Origin of the sequence: Acinetobacter sp. (genome assembly GCF_049284435.1) — a bacterium.
In the GTDB taxonomy this organism is placed as follows: domain Bacteria; phylum Pseudomonadota; class Gammaproteobacteria; order Pseudomonadales; family Moraxellaceae; genus Acinetobacter.
This window is the reverse complement of the sequence record NZ_JBAPXX010000153.1, coordinates 1-21,852: the sequence shown is the minus strand read 5'-3', so window position 1 is coordinate 21,852 and position 21,852 is coordinate 1. Positions and strand designations below refer to the sequence as shown.

Sequence of the window (21,852 nt, the reverse complement as noted above, 5' to 3'; positions counted from 1 at the left end):
GAGATTCATGCTCGTGTAGCCGTATTAAATATATTTACGGAATTAGGCCGACCTCATACCCAAGTTGTCACTTAAACCTGAGTCGCTTAGGGTAAATCTAATCTTTAAATCTTTGTGCAACAAAGCCCATATAAACTATAAATACTTTTATTGTTTATCCGATTAATTCAATCATCCTGTCCTTTTTAAATGATAATTTCCCATCATGAATATATAGTTCATCATTTTATTATTTAGCCCACCAAAACAACAAAAAGGATATTGCTATCCTTTTTATCGATTCATTTTAAATCAGGAATGTAGCGTTATTGCTGTGCTTCCGCCAGATGACGTTCAGTCACGGCCTGTTCATATAAAAGCTGTTCTTTTTCTTTATGCTCGACAGAGAAACGGATCATCAACACACAACTTGCAGCAATCACCACCAAGCCACCCAGTACCATCAGAGTAGTTTGAATATCCAGCATCCCTTTTAACAGGAACCCCGCAGCAACTGCGCCGACATTCCCACCTGCTCCAATAATACCAGCCACACCACCCAAGGCATCACGGTCGATAAAAGGCACCAGTGCATAGGTAGCGCCACATGCCATATGAGTAAACAAGGCAAAGATGGTCATCGCCATAATAGCCAAGGTCGCGCTGTTCATTTGCGAAAACAGAATAAGAAACAGACCTTCCAGCATGATCAAGGCAAACAAGACTTTGGTTCGACCATCCAAACCTTTTTGAATGGCGACTTTATCCGAAACAATGCCACCCAAGGCACGGGCAAACAACGCCAGTAAACCAAAAATTCCGGCAGCCATCCCCGCTTCTTTTAGACCAAACTGGAAGTTGTCGACAAAGTACAAGGCAATAATATTATGGATAAAAATTTCAATACCAAAACAGGCTGCGTAAGCACCAAACAGAATCCAGACGCGGTAGTTACGCGCGGCATGCATTAAGATCGCAAGGCCGCCTTTTTTATCGCTACCGACTGAGATGCCTTGTGCACGGAGTTCTTTAAAATTGCCTTGTGGACAGTCCTGGGTGAATTTCCAGTACAGTACACCGACAACAATCATCAAAATACCTGGAACCAGAAGTGCAATTCTCCATCCCATCGCCTGCTCAATACCGAACATGACCAAAGCAGCTAGCATTAAAGGCATCAAGGCTTGAGTCGCACCGCCACCGGCATTACCCCAACCTGCTGTAGTCGCATTTGCAGTTCCCACGACATTTGGCGCAAACATGATACTGGTATGATATTGGGTGATAACAAAACTGGCACCGATTGCGCCAATCAATAAACGGAAAAACAAGAAAGATTCATAACTGTTGGCCGACGCCACACCAAACACCGGAATACTGCCAATAATCAGTAAGGCGGTATAGGTTTTACGCGGACCGTACTTGTCACACAGCGGCCCCACGATCAGACGCACCAGAATTGTAATGGCGACTGCGGCAATATTGATATTGGCGATCTGCTCTTTGGTCAGGCTGAATTCACCGGCAATAACGGGCATTAAGGGAGCACAGGCAAACCATGCAAAAAAACAGACAAAAAAAGCGAGCCAACTCATATGGAAGGCCCGCATCGCTGAAGTACTGAAGTTAAATAGACTTATTTTTGTTGCTTTATTGAGACTTGTATTTGAAGACATAGCCATTTTCCTTACCAGAACTGAACGTATTTAAGTCACTGTGATGCCGAGGCATATCAGTAACGATCAGAACGGACGTCATTGGCCGTCATACAAATGTAGAGTCTTCTTTGACTTTAAGCAGATATATGCATAGGTCATGCCAGATTATTTTAAAAATAAAATAAGATATTGTTTTATATAAAATAATTTATATTCAAACTCTTGAATTAGACTTTTATTTTTTAAAAATAGAGAGAAAAATAGATATCTTCTGAAGCATTATTAGAAAAACAGTGAGAGGATGACCTGCTCGGAGTCATTGCTGGTTTAAATCGGTGCAGTGCTGGATCAAATAATTTTTCCCTTTTCAAAATGCAGCAGCTGTGCCTGTAAATACGCCACTTCATCTACATGATGAGTCACATAAATCATGGGTAAGTTTGTTTGATTAATCACAATTTTCAGAAAGGGTAAAATCTGGTTTTTCAGCTTTTGATCCAGTCCATTTAAAGGTTCATCCAAAAGTAATAGATCGGGAGAAGATAAAAGTGCACGTCCAATAGAAACGCGCTGTGCCTGTCCACCAGAAAGTTGATGCGCCCGATGCCGAAGCAGAGACTTTAATTCAAGTAGCTCAACGATGTCTTCAAAAAGAAATTTCTGCTGACCTTTATTTTTTATGTTTAGCTGTTCTGCATATTTCAAATTCTGCATGACATTCAGATGCGGAAACAGTAAGGCTTGCTGAAAAATCAGGGCAATTTTTCTTTGATGAACAGGAATATTCAGCTTCTGCTGATGATCAAATAATATTTTTTGCTGAAAATAAATAAAGCCTTGTGATGGTTTTAATAGCCCTGCAATATTTTTTAAAAAAGTGCTTTTTCCACTTCCTGATGCTCCCACAATACCAATCAATTGCGTCTGCATATCCAGATTGGCCTGTAGCTGGAAATTTGCGTAATTAAACTGAAAATCACACTTTAGCATCTTAAGCTTCCAATTTACGTTGATACTTCTGCATGATCCAGTAATTTGCAATCAAGGCTGAAAAAGCCAGAATCAGAGATAATATGACCAGACGCATAGCCATGCTTTCTCCATCAGGCTGTTGCAACAGGCTATAAATAGCGATGGGAATCGTGCGGGTTTCTTCTGGAATATTACCAATAAAGGTAATGGTGGCACCAAATTCTCCCAGACTGCGACTGAAACATAAAATGCTGCCGATTAAAATTCCAGGCAAAGCCAGAGGTAGGCTAATGCTACAGAATACCCGCCATGGTGCAGCGCCCAGAGATCCTGCCACCTGTTCTAATTGCCGGTTGATCATTTGAAAAGACAAGCGAATTGGTTGAACCATTAAAGGAAATGCCACAATGATTGCTGCCAGTACCGCACCTTTCCAGTTAAATACCAGTTGAATTCCCCATGCATGCAGATATTGTCCCAGCATCCCCTGATGGCCAAACAGCAGGAGCAGAAGATAGCCCAGTACTACGGGCGGTAGCACCATAGGCATCTGCAATATCGCCTCTACGAGAAATTTGGCTCTAAATTCATAACGTGCCAGCAGCCATGCTACGGCAATGGCAAACGGCAAGCACACCGCTGTGGCAAAGCCCGCCACTTTGGCTGAAAGCATCAAGGCACTCAGTTCTTCTGGTGTGAGCATCATCAGTCATGGAGCCTTGAGCTTAAAACCATATTTCTGGAAAATTTGTCTGGCCTGTGCGCTCGTCTGGATAAATTCAGAAAACTGAATTGCTGCCTGATTTTTCTGACCTTGCCGGGTTAAAGCGAGTGGATACACAATCGGACGATGCGAACTGGCTGGAAATACTCCCGAAATTCTGACTTTTTTACTCATTAAGGCATCGGTCCTATACACAATGCCGACCTGACATTCGCCACGTTCTATAAAGGCCAAGGTTGCACGGACACTATCCGTACCGACTATTCTGCCCCGAAGCGGATTCAACCAGCCCAGCCGGGTTAAGCTTTGCTTGGCATATTTTCCAGCAGGTACCGATTCCATTTGCCCGGTACATAAATAACCCTGAAAGGCCTTAGCAAAATTAAAGTCGGCTGACATTTTAAAATGATTTTTTTGCTGAACAGGACTAATCAATACCAGTTCATTCAAGAGCAAAGGTTTACTCTGCCCCACCTGGATTTTTTGTTTCTTGATCAGATCATTCATCCAGTCCAGGTCTGCAGAGAAAAACAGATCACTGCTGGCTCCCGCCGCAATTTGTTTCGCCAATACTGAAGATGCAGCAAAAACCGGAACGATCTGGATGTCCCGATGCTGTTGCTCATATAATCTAGAAATATCAGTAATTGCATTGGTCAGGCTGGCTGCAGCATATATTTTAACTGTCTCGGCATGCAGCATGGAGCTAGTCAATAGCATGCCAGTGAGTAGAACTTTGAATAAATTCATCTTTCTCATTCTGCGTGGTTCAAATGTTGAGAATTGCGACAGGCATTTCAAATCAGCAAACCCTGTACCACTTGCCCGGCTTGGATTTCTGTTCCGGCCGGAATGCGCACCAGACAGTTGGCCTGCATCAGATTACTCAACATATGTGACTGTTGTTTTGCCAGGCTCTTGAGCTTTAAAGTGCCCTGATCAAATTCGGCAGCCATTCTTAAAAAGCGTTCACGTGCATCCGCTTTTAAATCATGCGTCATGACCGCACTGAGCCATGCAGGCGACTGCTTTTTCCCTTGTAAGGCATTCAGTAAAGTTGCCGTATAGATTTGCATCCCGACATACACGGCAGCCGGATTCCCCGGTAAACCCAAGATATAACAGTAACCTTGATCATCTCGACGATACTTAGCAAATAACATCGGTTTTCCGGGCTTCTGCTTCACTTTCCAGAAAATCTGCTCAAAACCCTGATTCAAGGCAACAGGGCGAATAAAATCATAATCACCTACCGAAACCCCGCCTGTGGTCAAGATGACATCGTATTGGTGTTTAAGACGATGCATTAATACTTGCAGTTCGGACTCACAATCTGGCACATGCAAAATATCAACCTCTTGTCCCTGTGATTGAAACCAGGCCTGAATCAGTGGTGCATTGGCATCAAAGATTTTTCCGCAATTCAGGTCTTCAATGCTAGAAGCTACTTCATCTCCAGTAATCACAACAGCAATTTTAGGATAACGATAGACTAAAACCTGCTTCAGGCCTGCCATACTTAAAGCTGCAATTGCACCCACATGCAGTTTTTGTCCTACATCTGCCAGACGCTGCCCTTGTGCAATTTCCTCGCCTGCATCACGTATATCCGCATGGGGTTTTAAGTCTGTTGTGATGAGGATTTGATTGGCATGGCATTCGACAATTTCCTGACGGGCGACCGTTGTAGTTCCTACTGGAATCTTGGCACCGGTAAAAATCCGGACCGCCTGACCTGGTCGCAGTTCAATTTCAGTGCTTTGCCCTGCCCGAATCTCTCCAATTAGTTCAAAAGTGCTGTGAGCACTAACATTTTCTGGACTACAAAGCGCATAGCCATCTACAGCACTTTGTGAAAACAGCGGCAATGGAATGGCCGAATCAATCGCTTCTGCCAGATAGCGATTCAGAGCCTGAGTAAGCGGCAGGCTTTCAATTGCCAAGACATGCGTCTGCTCTAGTAACATCTGCAGTGCCTGATCAACAGAAATCAGTCCCGGCTCAGCACCGCAGGCTGAATGCGATAGTGCCTGATTCATTGATAGCCTCCCGCATGTGGAATATTTTTTTGTACATCAAACAAGTGCACCAAAGCCGGAAGTACCGCGATCAGGGATTCTTTCGCACCCTGCCGACTTCCCGGCAAGGTCATCACCAGACTGTTCTCAATATAGCCAGCCACGCCACGACTTAATGCCGCATAAGGTGTACGTTTTTGCCCAAAACTACGTGAAACTTCCATCAAGCCGGGAATTTCCCGTTGCAGCAAAGGTTGCAGGGTTTCGACCGTCAGGTCTTTAGGACCCAAGCCAGTGCCCCCCACAGTTAGAATCAGCGGATACTGATTTTTTTGCTGTTCAATCAGGGTCAAGAGCTGTTCTGGGCTATCGGGAATGACCTGATAATTGATAGAGTCAAAATTAGCCTCTTGCAAAATTTTCAGTACGTTTTGCCCGGCAGTGTCCGGCTTTTTGCCTGCTGCAACCGTATCGGACAATACAATAACTGAAGCAGACAGACTCTCTTTAAGTACGCGGGTAAAATGTGATTTACCACCTTTTTTCTGCTGCAACTTGCACTGATCCAGCGACAAATCTTCAGGTTCACAATGCGGTTTCAGCATGTCATACAAGGTCAGACCTGCCAGACTGACCGCTGTCAAAGCTTCCATTTCCACACCGGTTGGTCCAATGGTTTCAACGGTAGCAATAATTTCGACATGCGCATCAAACAGTTCATATTCCACATCGGCACGATAAATCGGTAATGGATGGCATAGTGGAATCAGCTCATCGGTCCGTTTTGCACCCATAATGCCGGCAATACGTGCTGTTTTCAGGGCATCACCTTTTTCAGTATTGCCATTACGCAGTAACTCAATGCAATGTGGCGGTGCATGCAGGATTCCTGTGGCAATTGCTGTACGGTAACTTTCTGCTTTCATCCCTACATTTTTCATGATTCGTCCTGTGCTAATTTTAAAATCTGTTTAAAGTAATTCACGTTATGCGTCCTCATTGGACGCATTTAATTAGATGGTGATTGGCAAGCGTGTGCTACATGGTGATGGTGACAATCCGCATCTTCTACATGATGAGAGTGATTAGTTTCAGGTCCATGATCTTTTCGGATACAACAGCCTTCGATATATTGACTGCTACCATCCGTATAAAATTCTTCTTTCCAGACCGGAACTTCATGCTTCACCCGTTCCACAGCTTCCTCACAGGCAGCAAAGGCCTCACGACGATGGGCCGCATAAGCCATAGCAATGATGGCTGTTTCCCCAATCCCCAGTTCTCCAGTTCGATGCACCACCCGCACATAAGACATTTGGTATTTGGTCTGGATCTGCTGTTCAATTTCACGAATCATTTTTTCAGCCACAGGCGCATAGGCAGTATATTTCAGGGCACGCACAGATTTCCCCTGATGATGGTTACGTACTGTTCCGACAAAGATGCCGATTCCACCACATTCCGGAAAATGCTGAATACCATCAAAATCCTCGATCCTAAAAGCAGTCTGCTGGATTCGGGCAAATTGTTTTAGTAGTTTGAGTTGCATCTCAGCCTCCTGCTACCGGCGATAACAGCACCAGCGTACTGTCCCGATTTAAAACATTCTGTCTGGAAATAATGTCTTCACCGATTGCACAGGCGCAGCGTTCCAGCATGGGCTGTATATCAGGATAGAGGGATAGCAACTGGTTCAGGACTGCAGAAACCTGAATTTCAGATTCGCATTGCAAACTCAAATCTGCAGGAAGTTGACGTTCAATCGCACCGAAGGCTTCTATTTTGATATGAATTAATTTTTGCCGAGTGAGTGACATATTTATCCTCCAATGCTGTGCATGCTGATTTTTCGGATCGGCTTTTGTATTGGTGATTGCTGGATCGCATGAAAACCGGCTTCTTTATGCCAGATATAAGCGTGGAGCTTGTGCTGAAATGTCTGTGTGGCGAAATGATCCAGCGCCAGTTGTTCGATATCTGCTTTAAGGTTCAGGCCTTGTCTGGCAAATAAACAGTTATAAAATTCACCTTGAGCATTGAGGCGCAGGCGATCACAATCACCGCAAAATGAATGGGTAATGGTGGAAATAATCCCCAAAGGCTGCCCATTGACCAGATAGCCACGGGCTGGATTAGCACCTTGACCTTGAGATATCTGGACATCAAATTCGGTTTTCAGTTGATCCAGGATATCTTGCTCACTGATGACATCAGACGGATTCCATTTCTGATCGCCATCGAGGGGCATAAACTCAATAAAACGCAGTTCTACAGCCTGATGCTGTGCCCATTTCACCAGAGGAATAATCTGATTGTCATTGATGCCTTTGATCAGCACACTATTGATCTTGACGGACAACCCTGCCTGCTGCGCGGCAGAAATGCCTTGAAGTACAGGCTGTAACTGTTTTTGGGTCAGTTGCTGAAACTGCTTTGGATCAAGACTGTCCAGACTGATATTCAGATCGTCCAGTCCTGCCTGTTTAAGCGCCTGGGCATAATCTTTTAAATAATGGCCATTACTGGTCATGGAAATACGTTTCAGGCCAATAGCTTTCAGCGTCTGTAAACGGGCAATAAAATGAACAATACCTTGACGCATCAACGGTTCGCCCCCCGTCACCCGGATCTGCTCAATCCCGTGTCGCACCATAAACTCGCAAAAAGCATACAGGGCTTCAAAACTGAGCAAATCTTTTTTATTCATCCATTCCGGATGTTCAGGCATACAATAGCTGCATTTGAAATTACAGCGGTCAGTCACCGAGATCCGCAACTTACGTTTCTGGCGTCCAAACTGATCCTGAAAGATACTGTGAGGTGCTAAAGCTGTCGTGCTGTTCATTGCTGCGGTCCATGATGAGATCTGCACGGTTATTTAACAGTCTTGATTTACTGCCCTATTTCTTCACAATGAATGAGCAATAAGTGTTCCAACTTTGCACAAATTTATTTTTAATTAATATTAATGGATAATATTTGTTCTTTTTTAGTCCGAAAGTTTGCTCGAAAAATAAAAAAAGCAATATTTTGGTGAGCCAGAATATGATAATTCGGCTTTTAACATTTTAAACGCTAGAGAAAGTTAAGCTGTTGATGCTGCTGTAGCTCATCAAATGAATTAATACTGTGAAAAAACAGGGCACGATTTTTAAAGCTTGCCCGCTGCATGTGCAAATCAGAAAAACAGAGTTTTAAACTACGCTGATCCTGTTCAAGATGTTGGATAAGAGTGGGTAAGCTGCTGCGTTTCATCAGACAGAATGGAAACAATGCCTTTTCATTTATTTCAACCACCGCTACTTCACATAAAGGGTGTCGTTGCAGGGCCTGATGTAAACGTGAAATGACCTTTTTGGGAATATAGGTCACATCACAAGGCACAAACAACACATAATCAGATTGCACATGTGACCAGGCACTTTTCATACCCATCAATGGTCCCTGAAAACCGGGCTCGTCATCCTGATAAAAGTCGATCGAAGGAATCATCCGCTTATAAATAGAGTGATCCCGGTGGCTATTGACCCAGACTTTGCTTGCCCGGGACTTCAGCTGCTGATGAATTTTAATGAGCTGGATTTCATCATCAAATTTGTGCAGTAATTTATTGATGCCATTCATGCGCCGCGCTAAACCGCCGGCCAGAATCACCACTTCGGTTTTTGGATAGGACACCGGTTTCATCACTCTTCTTTTCATTCTATGCACTCCGTCTGGCAGGCCTTAATCAGGCCTCTAATTTCTGGCAAGCATGAACCACAATTTCCTCCGGCTTTCAGACATGCGGTTACCTGTTTTTCATGCGTGATATTTTTATCTGTAATGGTTTGAATAATTCGATTCTTACCGACCTTAAAACAGCTACAGACCAATGGCCCTTCACTATTTCCCATCGACATGGCCTGACCTGCCAGCAATGCTTTACGATGCAATGCACTCAGACGTTCACGTCTAAACAGGCCTGCCGCCCAGTTACGATCTGGCAATAGCGCCGCCGGTGCGATATAAAAACTGGCAATTAACTGGCCATCCTGAAGCACCACACTATGACTGATATGCGTCGTTTGATCTTCGAGGTTCAGCCATTCAAAGCTTTCATCATCAAAGGCTAACAGGCTCTTGATCTGCCCGGTGATCTCAGAAAAACGGCGCCGGTCTGCCAGTTCATAACGGATGGCCTGAGTGGTTTGAATTTTGCTCCACCACACCGTATTTTCAATCATGGTCTGGATCTGTTGTTCAAAGCCTTCCCGTACATACAGCACACCCTGCCACTGGGTATAAAATGGCTGGATCATCACCGGAGTATGCTTAAATTCTGGCTCGCCGGAAATCGGGTCAACTACCGGATTCACCACTTTGCCAATCCGCGCATCGGACGCAAATTGGTCGTTCCAGTGTATCGGTGCAAAAATCTCGCCACGTCGCATATTTTGTGAAAATTGCACACGGAGCACACAACTTCCCCAAGCGGATTTCACCTCGACCAGCTCAGCATCTTTCAGGCCATATTTCAGCCCGTCTTGCGGATGCAGCTCACAATAAGGCTCGGCACGATGCTGGGATAAACTGGCAGATAATCCGGTACGGCTCATGGTGTGCCATTGATCGCGAATCCGACCTGTATTCAGGATCAGCGGATATTCAGCAGAAATAGCATGTACCGGATCGGCTGCAACCGTTGGCACCAATCTGGCCTTGCCATCAGTATGACTAAACTGGCCTTGGCTAAATAATTGACCAACCTGATGAACTTCTTGCTTATCCCAGACCGGCCACTGGATCGGTGTCAGATTCTGATATTCCGCAAAACCGAGATGAGTTAAACCTTGCAGGTTGAAATAGCGAAAATTGGGGGTATCTTCACGTTGCGAAAGCGAACTATTCTGATAGGCAGATAAACGGGCATGTTCCAGAAAAATGTCATGGCTATTGTTAAAGTCAAAACCGCGAAAACCTAAGACCTGAGCCACCCGAGAAATGGCCCACCAGTCTGCTTTAGCTTCACCCGGAGCCGGCAAAAAAGCCTTTTGCCGTGAAATACGTCGCTCCGAATTGGTGACTGTGCCATCTTTTTCGCCCCAACCCAGTGCCGGTAACAGTACATCGGCATATTGCGTGGTATCGGTGTCGAGACAAATATCGGAAACCACCACAAATTCACACTTCTCCAGAGCGCGTTTGACCTGATCTGCATCAGGCAAACTTACGATCGGATTGGTGGCCATAATCCAGATGGCCTTGATTTTCCCACTTTCCACCGCTTGAAATAAATCTACTGCTTTTAATCCGGGCTGCCGCGCGATGACCGGGCTTTGCCAGAAATCCTGCACCAGTTGCTGATGCTGCGGATTATCCAAATCCAGATGACTGGCCAGCATATTGGCCAGCCCACCGACCTCCCGACCGCCCATCGCATTCGGTTGTCCGGTCATGGAAAAAGGTGCCGAACCGGGTTTGCCTATTTTTCCTGTCAATAAATGACAATTGATAATGCTATTGGCCTTGTCTACTCCTTGAGAGGATTGGTTTACGCCCATGGAAAACAGGCTCATGATTTTTTCGGTCTGGGCAAATTTCTGAAAAAATAAGGTTAATTTTTCAATAGCAATACCGGTTCGTTGAGCCACGCTTTCAATCGATGACTCTGTCGAGCTGCTGGCAAGCACCTGCTCCAGACCTTGAGTATGTTGCGTAACAAAATCTAGATCGGCATAGCCATTTTGCTGAAGATATTGCAACAAGCCATTAAACAGCGCAACATCCTGACCTGGTAAAATGGGTAAGTGTAAATCTGCCGCTTCACAGGTTGCGGTAAAACGTGGGTCAATCACCACCACAAATAAATCCCGCTCTTCCTTGGCTTTCATGATGCGCTGATAAAGTACCGGATGGCACCAGGCAGTATTGGACCCCACCAAAACCACCATTTCTGTCTGCTCAAAATCTGTGTAGCTGGCCGGCACTAGGTCTTCGCCAAAAGCCCGTTTATGTGCTGCCACAGCAGATGACATGCACAGCCTTGAATTGGTATCAATATTGGCAGTACCGAGATAGCCTTTTACAAACTTGTTCACCACATAATAGTCTTCAGTCAAAAGCTGGCCGGAGACATAAAAGGCGATGCTGTCGCGTCCATACTGATCAATACATTGCTGAAATTTATTGGCAATACTTGAAATGGCATGATCCCAAGTGCTTATTTGCCGCTGTTCTTTTCGACCTGTCATCGGATTCAGAAGCCGGGTTTTTAAGCCAAGTGTATCGGCGAGATGACTGCCTTTAATACACAACTTGCCTAAGTTCGCAGGATGCTGAACATCGCCTTCAACCTGAACCTTTTCACCCATCGGGGTTTGGCTTACGTGCGCGATGACACCACAGCCTACTCCACAATAAGGACAGGTCGTCTGAGTGGTTTTTATTTGGGATTCGGTAGAGCTATGTAGTTCCATAACCGGAAGACTATTCATTGCTGCTGTGCTCCTTAATCATCCAAATTCAATTTTCTCGCCAAATCTCTGATATCTAGCTTTTACAGGTTTGATTTAAATTTTTTCTATGTCTCAAAAGCTTTAATCCTCCCCAACCCTCCTTTAGCAAAGGAGGGAGGTTCCCCTCTTTTTCAAAGAGGGGTTGGGGGAGATTTATCCGATTACCCTGCCTTTTTTAATGCAAAATCCCGACCAAAAAGCAGTTTGCTGCGGATATTACTAATTGGTGTCTGGCCTGCAATCAGTTCTGCATACCAAGCCCCATCTTCGGTATCGCCAAATAGCACAGCACCAATGACCTTGTCCTGCTGGATAATAATCCGTTTATAAATCTGACGTTTTTCATCATTCAGCACGATATCTTCAAAATCATCCTGAGGTTCAAAATTACCTGCCGAGAAGACATCACATCCGCTGACCTTGAGCTGGGTCGGAACAGTCGGTGCCTTAAAGGTCAGTCGGCCATGTTCAGCCAGATGCATCGCACAGATAAAGGCCTGTCCCCATAATGGCTCAACCAGTCCAAAGGTCTGGCCACGATGCTCAATACATTCACCCACCGCATAAATACTCGGATCATAGGTCTGCATGGTGTCATTCACCAGCACCCCACGATTACAGCGCAGGCCAGCCTGTTCAGCCAGGGTTTTATTTGGGCGAATCCCGACGGCAAAGACCACCAAATCGGCATCCAGCATTGTCCCGTCTTTTAAACGCAGTTGAGTCACGTGACCATCAATACCGAGCAGCTCTTCGGTACTGGCTTCGGTAATGATCCGGATACCTTTGTCTTCAATTGATTTTTTCAGCATTTGACTGGCTTTCATATCCAGCTGACGATCCATAATACGGTCCATCAGGTGTAGCACAGTCACATTCATCCCCTGTTGTTTCAAGCCATAAGCTGCTTCAAGGCCCAGCAACCCACCTCCAATCACGACGGCATTTTGCTTGGTTTTGCAGTAATCCAGCATGCGGTTAACATCCTGAATATCCCGGAAGCTAATCACGCCTTCAAGTTCAGTACCTGGAATTGGCGGTATAAAGGGTATGGAACCAGTGGCGAGGATCAGACGATCATAAGCAACGACTTCGCCTTTTCCGGTATGAACCTGTTTGCGTGAGCGGTCGATAGAGATGGCAGCATCTCCAGCGATGAATCGAATGCCTTTTTCGGCATACCAGTCGGCTGAATGCAGCATAATTTCGGTAAAGCTTTTCTCACCAGACAATACCGGTGACAACATGATCCGGTTGTAATTGCCCCATGGTTCTTCCCCAATTACGGTAATGTCATAACGATCTGGCGCCATATCCAGCAAGTCTTCCAGACAGCGCATACCCGCCAGCCCATTCCCGACCAGTACCAGTTTTAAACGCTCTGTGTTTTGACCATTACTGGAAATATAAGTCTTTTGTGCGGTTGGACTCACCAGAACTTTGCCATTTTCAATTCGGGTTGGAAATACCAGTAATTTCTGGTCTTGTTCTTCCAGACAACGGCCGGTGACCAGACTGAAATGCTGCTTGTAAATTGGGGATGCGACTACACGCTCACCTTGCAGATCACCCAGAATGCCACGTGCCATGACATTGGCCAGACTAAACGGATCCTGATTGCTGAGTGCATAAACCCGCTGTTCCTGACCCACGCGAAAAATTGCAATCTGCTGGTCTTCAATCAGGGCTGTAACACCGGTATTCGGGGTGATCTCATCCAGATTGCAGACTTCGTACCAGTTCAGTTCGTTCATGTCTTTTAAAATTGTCATTTTCATTCTCCCTGACTATGGTATTTAGGCTTCAACCACTGGAATACGGTTTAGATCACGTTCAGCTTCTGTCTTTGGACGAATCTGGCCACGTACAGGTGCAAACTGAATATGCGGGTCATTCTGCTCGGCTGCTTTGGCATTGATAAAAGTCTTAAAGCGTTTGCGTACTTCAGGATCTTCAATCGCGGTGCGCCATTCATCCTGATAAGTACCAATCACATGCTGCATACGGCTTTCCAGTTCAGCAGCAATACCCAGTGAATCATGTACAATGACATCTTTCAGATAGTCCAGCCCACCTTCCATATTGTCACGCCATACGCTGGTGCGCTGCAGACGGTCTGCCGTCTGGATATAGAACATAGAGAAGCGGTCGATATATTTGATCAGGGTGGAGGTGTCCAGATCCGAGGCGAGCAGTTCAGCATGGCGCGGTTTCATACCGCCATTTCCGCATACATATAGATTCCAGCCTTTTTCCGTGGCAATGACACCGACATCCTTGCTCTGTGCTTCTGCACATTCACGGGTACAGCCAGATACTGCCATTTTGGTTTTATGTGGTGAACGCAGGCCTTTATAACGGTTCTCCAGGAAAATCGCCAAGCCGACAGAATCATCGACTCCAAAACGGCACCAGGTACTGCCCACGCAAGATTTCACCGTACGTAAGGATTTGCCGTAGGCATGTCCGGACTCGAAACCGGCATTAATCAGTTTTTCCCAGATTTCAGGCAGTTGATGTACCTGTGCACCAAACATGTCAATTCGTTGTCCGCCTGTGATTTTGGTATATAGACCATAATCTTTGGCGATCTGACCGATGGTAATCAGGCCATCCGGGGTAATCTCGCCACCTGCCACACGCGGCACAATCGAATAGGAACCATCTTTCTGGATATTGCCGAGATAGTAGTCGTTGCTATCCTGCAAACCGGCATGACTTGGTTTCAGAACAAAATCATTCCAGCAGGATGCCAGAATATTGGCTACAGTCGGTTTACAGATATCACAGCCCATCCCATGACCATGTTGCTGAATCAGGTCAGAGAAGGTCTTGATTTCATGCACACGTACCAGGTGATACAGTTCCTGACGCGAATAGGCAAAATGTTCGCACAGGTAATTGTTCACCGTGACACCCTGACGCTGTAATTCAGATTTGAGAACCTGCGTTACCAGTGGCGCACAGCCACCGCACGCCGTTGCAGCCTGGGTGCATTTTTTCAGTGCACCCAATGAAGTTGCACCGCCATCAATTGCTGAACAGATATCAGCTTTGGAAACGTTATTACAGGAACAGATGGTCGCGCTGTCAGGCAATAAATCGATGCCACTGCCACCTGACTTGGAAGTTGCCTGATCAAAGCCCGGCATGATCAGGCTTTCGGGTTGCTCCGGTACAGCCAGACCATTCAGCATCATTTGTAGAAGATCACTATATTCTTTGGCACAGCCCACCAGCACCGCGCCCAGCAGCTTGGTCTTGTCTGCTGACACCACGATTTTTTTATAAACCTGCGCGGCTTCATCAGCATAGAAATAGCTCAAAGCACCTGGGGACATGGCATGTGCGTCACCAATAGAAGCAACATCCACACCCATTAGTTTGAGCTTGGTGCTCATATCGGCACCAGCGAATGCATGGCTCTCTTGGCCCAGTACATGTTTCGCCGTGATACGCGCCATGTCATAGCCCGGTGCAACCAGACCATAAATTTTATTGTCCCAAAGTGCACATTCACCAATGGCATAAATGTCCGGATGTGAGGTCTGGCAATAATCATTAATAATGATGCCGCCACGCTCACCAATCAGCAGACCGTTCTGGCGCGCCAGTTCATCACGTGGACGAATACCGGCCGAGAACAGGATGATATCGGTTTCAAGTACCGAACCATCTCCGAACTTCATTATATGCTGAGCGTTGTCACCATCTTCAATACTCGACGTGGCCTTTTGAGTATGGACCTTGACACCAAGGTCTTCAATTTTAGAGCGTAGTACCCGCCCCCCCAGATCATCAATCTGAACCGCCATTAGACGCGGAGCAAATTCTACGACATGGGTTTCCAGATTTAGATCTCGCAAAGCCTTCGCTGCTTCAAGCCCTAATAAACCGCCGCCAATCACCACGCCGGTTTTTGCATTCAAGCTGGCTGCGCGAATGGCATCCAGATCTTCAATGGTGCGATAGACAAAGCAATTCTGACGGTCATTTCCCGGGATCGGTGGTACAAAGGCATAAGAACCGGTAGCCAGAATCAACTTGTCAAAATTCAGCACATCACCCTGGCTGGTGATGACTGTTTTATTGAGCTGATCAATTTCAACTGCTTTGGTATTAAGTCGCAAATCAATGCCATAGGCATCGGCAAAATCACTACGACATAAACTCAGATCCTTGACTGACTTGCCGTTGAAATATTCGGTCAAATGTACCCGGTCATAAGCTAAATGCGGCTCTTCTGCCAAAATGGTCAGCTCAATGTCATCACCAGCCTGTTCCAGTACAGATTCGATGAATTTATGCCCCACCATGCCATGCCCAATCATGAGAATTTTCATATCTGCACTCCAACTATTGTTTTTTTAAAGATGATAAAAAGCCACATATCACGTCTAGGCATTGATATGTCTGCTGATTGAATATGTTGTAAATACCGCGACCCAGCGCTTTGTAATGCTGGAGGAAGGGGTGAAACATTTGTGCGTTTTGTATTGCTGAACAACTGACCATGTCATTTATCCTGTGCTGAACGAAATACCAATCACATTTTTTAAGAATGTAATTACGATCAGAACGGACATCGTTGGCCGTTGTTAGTATTGAAAGTCATCTTTGACAATTTAATAAAAGCAGAAACCGTGCCAACTTTTTCAATAGAAAAATGCCTTGTTTCAGGCAGATGATCTATCCAAATACTTCATTTTGATCAGCTATCAGCTGAAATATCCAAAGCTGTGCACTAAATTGAACAGAAAAACGAAATTTTATGCACCGATTTGATGGCATGTTTTTTGCTTTAATCCTGCTTGAATATTCCTTAGGCCTTACTTGAAAATATTCCATGTCCAAATTACGAATTGCTCTTATTGATGATGATCTGGAGCGCGCCCAATTCATCCAGGAATCCCTGCTTTTACATGATTTTCAGGTGGTGGCCTGTTTAATCCTGAATGACCTGAATATGGTGCATGTCAAAGGCATTCATGCGGATGTGATCCTGCTGAATATGGATCATCCGCATCGGGATATTATTGAAAGCTGTGTCAGCCAATATGAACTTCCCACCGTGCTGTTTACCCAGAACTCCAATAAAGACACCATCAAAAGTGCAATTGATGCCGGAATCACGGCTTATATTGTCGATGGTATTGATCCCACCAAATTAGAAAGCATTCTGGAAATTTCAATTGAACAGTTTCGCAAGCATAAAAAGCTGCTGAACGATTTAAAAGAAACCCAGGACAAGCTGATTGACCGTAAAGATATCGACAAAGCCAAAGCCCTGCTCATCCAGCTACATGCCTTAACGGAAGAACAAGCCTTTGCTTTATTGCGTAAAAATGCCATGAGTCACCGGATTACCATTGGTGAAATGGCCAGACGCTTACTGGATGCACAGAAGCTGTTACTGGGCCAATAAGGAAAAGCATATGTCCACATTAGAAAAAACTGAACTCAATATTGGTTATATTCCTTTACTTGATTGTGTCGCCATTCTCTGGGCCGAAAAACAGGGCTACTTTGCCGAGCAAGGCTTAACAATCAATTTAATCCGCGAGGCCTCCTGGTCAAGTTTGCGTGATCGTCTGGCTTATGGCTTTCTGGATGCTGCCCATTGTCTGTCCGCCATGTTGCCCGCTGCTGCCCTAGGCACAGACCAGTTACAAGTGGTTTTGCAAACCCCTCTAGTACTGAGCGTAAATCAGGCTTTTATTAGCCTGCGCCAAGATCTGTGTTATGAACTCGGCATCCAGCCAGGGGATGATGAACAAAGCACCTCAAAGAAACTGGTGCAGGCTCTACAACAGCATCATCCCATCAATCTGGCCTATGTCTATAAATATTCGATTCACCATTACTGCTTAAAAGAATGGTTGGACCTGACTGATCCACAACTGGCCAAAAATATCCAGCTGATGACCTCTCCACCGCCTTCTATGGTAAAAGGAATCTCGGAACAGGTATTTGATGGCTTTTGCGTGGGAGAACCCTGGAATATTCAGGCCAAACTTGAAGGCTATAGCTTTATCGTTGCCGCGAGCCAGAATATCATTCCGAAAGTTGCCGACAAAGTCTTGGCCATGACCCAGGAATGGGCAGAACAGCATCCATTCACCGTGCAAGCATTGGTCAAGGCAGTACAAAAAGCGCAAAATGATTTAAAGCAGCGCAGTGATTTATCAGACGTATGGAACATGCTGGTGGATTATCAGATTATTCAGTTTGAATGTTCCGCCCAGCGACATGTCTATGACTTTTACAAGATCAAGAATATTATCCGGAATTTTGTTGGGGAAAGTTCTAAACCGAAAGTCGATGATTTTATCTGGCTCTTGCAGCAGATGGAAAAATGGGAAGATCTTGAAATGACCGCAGCCGAGAAAAAACAGATTGCGCAGCAGTGCATCTATAGCTTACACAACCAGCATGCAGGCATTGTTGGCTAAATGATACTACTGAATCAAGAGGCCTGATTTTTCAGGTCTTTTTTTATTGAGTTTATTTTTCCAGAAAATGATTAAAAATCTCTGTATTCTGATCTAACTTCTTGAATATGATTAAGAGTTGTCTGCTAATTTTTTCTATCAAAATAAATCCTTTTAAGAGTCATTTCATGATTTGGGATGAAATGGCATCCATTTTGCTTATTCAGTATTACGTTTTATAAAATTTGTAATATTGAGGGGCAACACTATGAGTTACGTTGCACGTGAACTCAGTCAAAGAAATAAATTGCTGTTTGGCTTGGGGTCTTTTTTAATACCAATTCTAATTTGGTGTGCAGTCAGTTATTTGCCATTTATCTGGCATCCACAAGTCCAGATTACTGATTCAGGTAGTGTTGCCTATTTACAGGTCGAGAGTCGTATTGATAAAGACCTGTTTTTTTCTGTTGCTCAGTCTGCGGTAGATCAGGGTCTTACTCCACCGCAAGGTATTCTGGTCAACCCGATTTATCTGCCTGCACCACATGAAGTTGCGATTGCACTGATCACAGCTTTTACCACGGAGCCGGCTCAGGCCAATGCACCCTGGTTTCATGAAAGTCTGTGGCACAGTATCAAACTAGTGTTTACTGCGTTCTTTATTTCTTCCTTGGTCGGTATTCCACTCGGTATTTTATGTGGCTTTTCAAATAAAATTTCCCAGCTGACCGAACCCTTTGTTGAATTTTTCCGTTATTTGCCTGCTCCGGCCTTTGGTGCACTGGCAGTCGCAATTCTCGGAATTAATGATGCACCAAAAATTGCCATTATTGTGATTGGAACCCTGTTCCAGCAGATCCTGATTATTGCCAATACCACACGTCTGGTCGATCGCAGCCTGATTGAAGCCGGTTTTACCCTGGGCACTAATAAACTGAAAAGCCTGTTGCATGTGGTGATTCCAGCGGCCATGCCAGAAATTTACCGTAATCTGCGAGTGCTGCTGGGTTGGGCATGGACTTATCTGATCGTGGCTGAACTGATCGGCAGTACCTCCGGAATTACCTGGTTCATTACCCAGCAAGCACGCTATCAAAACTTTCCCAATGTCTTCGCCGCTATCCTGATTATCGGTGTGATTGGCCTGCTTTGTGATGTGATTTTAATGAAACTGGGTCAACGCTTATTTAAATGGAAACCGGGAGCTAACTGATGAAAAACACTGAATTTAATACCCGCGAATACTTTAACAAGATTTATAGCCGTCCGGTGATTCTCGAAGCAAAGCAACTGACGCAAAAATTTAGTCATGGCAAAACCGAACGTACGGTTTTAAATGCACTAAATTTGAAAATTCATAAACGTGAGTTCATCTGTGTGATTGGGCCTTCCGGTTGCGGAAAGTCTACCTTTAGTCGTGTAGTCGCCGGTCTGGATCCTTATAGCAGTGGTGAGATTCTGGTGGATGGCCAGCCAATTACCGGTCCAAGTCCGGAGCGTGGCATGGTGTTCCAGGGCTATACCCTGTTTCCATGGAAAACCGTCAAGGAAAATGTCATGTTTGGCCCGCGTATGAAAGGCCAAAGTAGTGCAGCGGCAGAAGCGCAGGCACGTGAATGGATCAATATTATTGGTCTGGAAAAGTATGAAAACCAGTATCCGCATGAGCTGTCTGGCGGGATGAAACAGCGTGTCGCGATTGCTCGGGCTTTGGTCAATGAACCGAAAATCCTGTTGATGGATGAACCTTTTGGGGCACTTGATCCGCATACCCGGCAAAAAATGCAGCGCCACCTGATGGACCTGTGGCAAAACATTGATATCACCATCATTTTTGTGACCCATGATATGGATGAAGCCATTCTTTTGGCCGACCGGATTGTGGCGCTTAAAGCCAATCCGGGTGAAATCAAGGAAATTATCGAAGTTGATCTACCCCGTCCACGCCATCCAGACGTCATGCTTAGTCCTGAATTTAAACAGTTAAGACAACGTGTCGATTATCTGGTGCATGCTGAAGAAGATGAACTGGATCCGGCACTGGCAGAACTGCCGATCATTCCGCGTATGACCAAGGTCAGCAGCAATAAATAATCTTATTCAAAATGCCTTTGGGACGACCCGAAGGTTTTAATCGCTGTGTTGGACGACCAACATTAGAGGTGATTGTCATGCAAGCGCAATATGTACTCCCACTGGTTGATATTTCAAAATTGGAAAGTCCGAATTTAACCGATCGTATAGAAGTTGCTCATGCTCTGGATCATGCCTGTAAAGAAGTCGGATTTCTCTATCTGCAAGGTAGCCAGTTTAATTTTGATTACGCCAAAGCCCTAATTGAAATGGCCCAGTCCTATTTTTCTCAGGATCTGGACACCAAAATGCTGCACTATATTGGAAAATCAAAAAACCATAGTGGCTATGTGCCGATTGGCGAAGAACAGTTTGCCGGCAACAGTTATGATTTAAAAGAAGCCTATGATGTCAATTATGATTATCAGGGGGTAAGAAAAGACTGTCCTTTACTTGGGCCTACCTTATGGCCAGACCATCCGGATTTCAAGTCTATTGTCAGCCAATACTACAGCCATCTGCGTGAGATCAGCCAGCAGATTTTTTCTGCTTTTGCACTGGCATTGGGCGTTCGTGAGGACTTTTTTGAAAGCAAAATTACTGATGCACCAAGTCAGCTACGCTTGATTCATTATCCCTATAATCCGGAAGTGCAAGATGCCGAAGGTATTGGCGCACATACCGATTACGAATGCTTTACCTTGCTGTTACCAACCGCACCCGGCTTACAGGTTTTGAATAAAGCGGGTGAATGGATCGACATCCCCCTGATTGAAAATACCCTGGTGATGAATATCGGTGACATGATGGAAATTCTGTCGAATGGTAAATATCTCGCCACCAAGCACCGCGTGAAAAAGGTCTCGCAAGAACGTTATTCATTCCCGCTGTTTTGCGCCTGCAATTATGACACCGTGATTGAACCGGTGATTCACACTGAAAATTCCAAATATTCTGCCCTGATCGGGGGTGAGCATCTGTTTAATCAGACCGCTCAGACCTTTCAATATTTAAAACAGCGCATTGCTAGCGGTGAACTGGTCTTAAAAAATGCTGTACCACTTTCCTCTTTTGGACTTGAAGAACAGGCGGAGACAGCATCATGAATCTGTTTGAAGTAATTAAAAACTTAAAGCCTGTGACTTCTCAGCCAGAGATTATTCCGCGCTTTTTATATGGGGCATTTCGGCGTAAAAGTATCAGTTTTTATAATGGCCTGACCGATGAAAATACCATTGTGTACTGGTTCCAGTCGCGCAGTTTTACCATTGATCTTCGTTTAAAAAGCCAGACGGGAACTGCTGTTCAGGAACGCCAAGGCTGGATTGGCAATACGCTTTGGGATAGCGCCAGCCAACTCTTGTCCTGGGAAGTGAAAGACTACGCCAATTACCAGAATCATGTGCAGTGGCCGGAACCAGCCAAGTTGCATGCGATTGGCAACTGCATTCTGGAATTTTCTCCAAGCAATGTCTATGTCGAAGACTGGCGCCAGCAGGT

General features: G+C 45.1%; 18 protein-coding genes and 1 pseudogene. 6 read left to right on the top strand and 13 right to left on the bottom strand.

Features of this window, described 5'->3' with window-relative positions:
* Positions 1–305: 305 nt before the first annotated feature.
* The 13 genes from WAK81_RS13405 to nirB form a co-directional block, all read right to left on the bottom strand.
* The gene (locus WAK81_RS13405; protein WP_422197503.1) at positions 306–1,655 is read right to left on the bottom strand and encodes an MFS transporter; all 1,350 of its coding nucleotides are present in this window, start codon (positions 1,653–1,655) and stop codon (positions 306–308) included.
* Between the two features lie 330 nt (positions 1,656–1,985).
* Entirely contained in the window at positions 1,986–2,627 is a 642-nt protein-coding gene (locus WAK81_RS13400; protein ID WP_422197501.1) for an ATP-binding cassette domain-containing protein, read from the bottom strand.
* Position 2,628: 1 nt separating this feature from the next.
* On the bottom strand, positions 2,629–3,312 hold the full coding sequence (gene modB / locus WAK81_RS13395; protein ID WP_422197505.1) for a molybdate ABC transporter permease subunit: 684 nt from the start codon (positions 3,310–3,312) through the stop codon (positions 2,629–2,631).
* 6 nt (positions 3,313–3,318) lie between these two features.
* A complete protein-coding gene (gene modA / locus WAK81_RS13390) occupies positions 3,319–4,083 on the bottom strand; it encodes a molybdate ABC transporter substrate-binding protein (protein ID WP_422197499.1) in 765 nt (254 codons plus the stop codon).
* 47 nt (positions 4,084–4,130) lie between these two features.
* A complete protein-coding gene (locus WAK81_RS13385; RefSeq protein WP_422197497.1) occupies positions 4,131–5,372 on the bottom strand; it encodes a molybdopterin molybdotransferase MoeA in 1,242 nt (413 codons plus the stop codon).
* Positions 5,369–6,292, bottom strand: a complete 924-nt coding sequence (moaCB, locus tag WAK81_RS13380) for a bifunctional molybdenum cofactor biosynthesis protein MoaC/MoaB (RefSeq protein WP_422197495.1) — start codon at positions 6,290–6,292, stop codon at positions 5,369–5,371. The genes WAK81_RS13385 and moaCB overlap by 4 nt, the downstream gene beginning before the upstream one ends.
* 68 nt (positions 6,293–6,360) lie before the next feature.
* The gene (locus WAK81_RS13375; protein WP_422197493.1) at positions 6,361–6,900 is read right to left on the bottom strand and encodes a molybdenum cofactor biosynthesis protein MoaE; all 540 of its coding nucleotides are present in this window, start codon (positions 6,898–6,900) and stop codon (positions 6,361–6,363) included.
* Position 6,901: 1 nt separating this feature from the next.
* Complete coding sequence (locus tag WAK81_RS13370) at positions 6,902–7,168, bottom strand: MoaD/ThiS family protein (protein WP_422197491.1); 267 nt, start codon at positions 7,166–7,168, stop codon at positions 6,902–6,904.
* Between the two features lie 2 nt (positions 7,169–7,170).
* Positions 7,171–8,196, bottom strand: coding sequence for a GTP 3',8-cyclase MoaA (moaA, locus tag WAK81_RS13365; protein ID WP_422197489.1), 1,026 nt, complete (start codon positions 8,194–8,196; stop codon positions 7,171–7,173).
* 230 nt (positions 8,197–8,426) lie between these two features.
* Complete coding sequence (gene mobA / locus WAK81_RS13360; protein ID WP_422197487.1) at positions 8,427–9,053, bottom strand: molybdenum cofactor guanylyltransferase; 627 nt, start codon at positions 9,051–9,053, stop codon at positions 8,427–8,429.
* Positions 9,050–11,827: a molybdopterin-dependent oxidoreductase gene (locus tag WAK81_RS13355; RefSeq protein WP_422197485.1), complete on the bottom strand. Its 2,778-nt coding sequence runs from the start codon at positions 11,825–11,827 to the stop codon at positions 9,050–9,052. Before WAK81_RS13355 ends, mobA begins: the two co-directional genes overlap by 4 nt.
* A 182-nt stretch (positions 11,828–12,009) precedes the next feature.
* Complete coding sequence (nirD, locus tag WAK81_RS13350; protein WP_422197483.1) at positions 12,010–13,620, bottom strand: nitrite reductase small subunit NirD; 1,611 nt, start codon at positions 13,618–13,620, stop codon at positions 12,010–12,012.
* A 24-nt stretch (positions 13,621–13,644) separates the two neighbouring features.
* Positions 13,645–16,191 (bottom strand): nitrite reductase large subunit NirB, encoded by a 2,547-nt coding sequence (gene nirB, locus WAK81_RS13345; protein ID WP_422197481.1) that lies wholly within the window; start codon positions 16,189–16,191, stop codon positions 13,645–13,647.
* Positions 16,192–16,694: 503 nt separating this feature from the next.
* Between nirB and WAK81_RS13340 the strand changes: the two genes are divergently transcribed.
* The 6 genes and pseudogenes from WAK81_RS13340 to WAK81_RS13315 all read left to right on the top strand — a co-directional run.
* On the top strand, positions 16,695–17,273 hold the full coding sequence (locus tag WAK81_RS13340; RefSeq protein ID WP_070154220.1) for an ANTAR domain-containing response regulator: 579 nt from the start codon (positions 16,695–16,697) through the stop codon (positions 17,271–17,273).
* A gap of 10 nt (positions 17,274–17,283) precedes the next feature.
* On the top strand, positions 17,284–18,300 hold the full coding sequence (locus tag WAK81_RS13335) for a CmpA/NrtA family ABC transporter substrate-binding protein (RefSeq protein WP_422197478.1): 1,017 nt from the start codon (positions 17,284–17,286) through the stop codon (positions 18,298–18,300).
* 247 nt (positions 18,301–18,547) lie between these two features.
* A complete protein-coding gene (locus WAK81_RS13330) occupies positions 18,548–19,492 on the top strand; it encodes an ABC transporter permease (protein WP_422197476.1) in 945 nt (314 codons plus the stop codon).
* A complete protein-coding gene (locus WAK81_RS13325) occupies positions 19,492–20,373 on the top strand; it encodes an ABC transporter ATP-binding protein (RefSeq protein WP_422197474.1) in 882 nt (293 codons plus the stop codon). Before WAK81_RS13330 ends, WAK81_RS13325 begins: the two co-directional genes overlap by 1 nt.
* 77 nt (positions 20,374–20,450) lie before the next feature.
* Positions 20,451–21,458, top strand: coding sequence for an isopenicillin N synthase family dioxygenase (locus WAK81_RS13320; RefSeq protein WP_422197472.1), 1,008 nt, complete (start codon positions 20,451–20,453; stop codon positions 21,456–21,458).
* Positions 21,455–21,852: pseudogene (locus WAK81_RS13315) on the top strand (hypothetical protein); the annotation flags it as partial. The gene WAK81_RS13320 and the pseudogene WAK81_RS13315, both read left to right, overlap by 4 nt.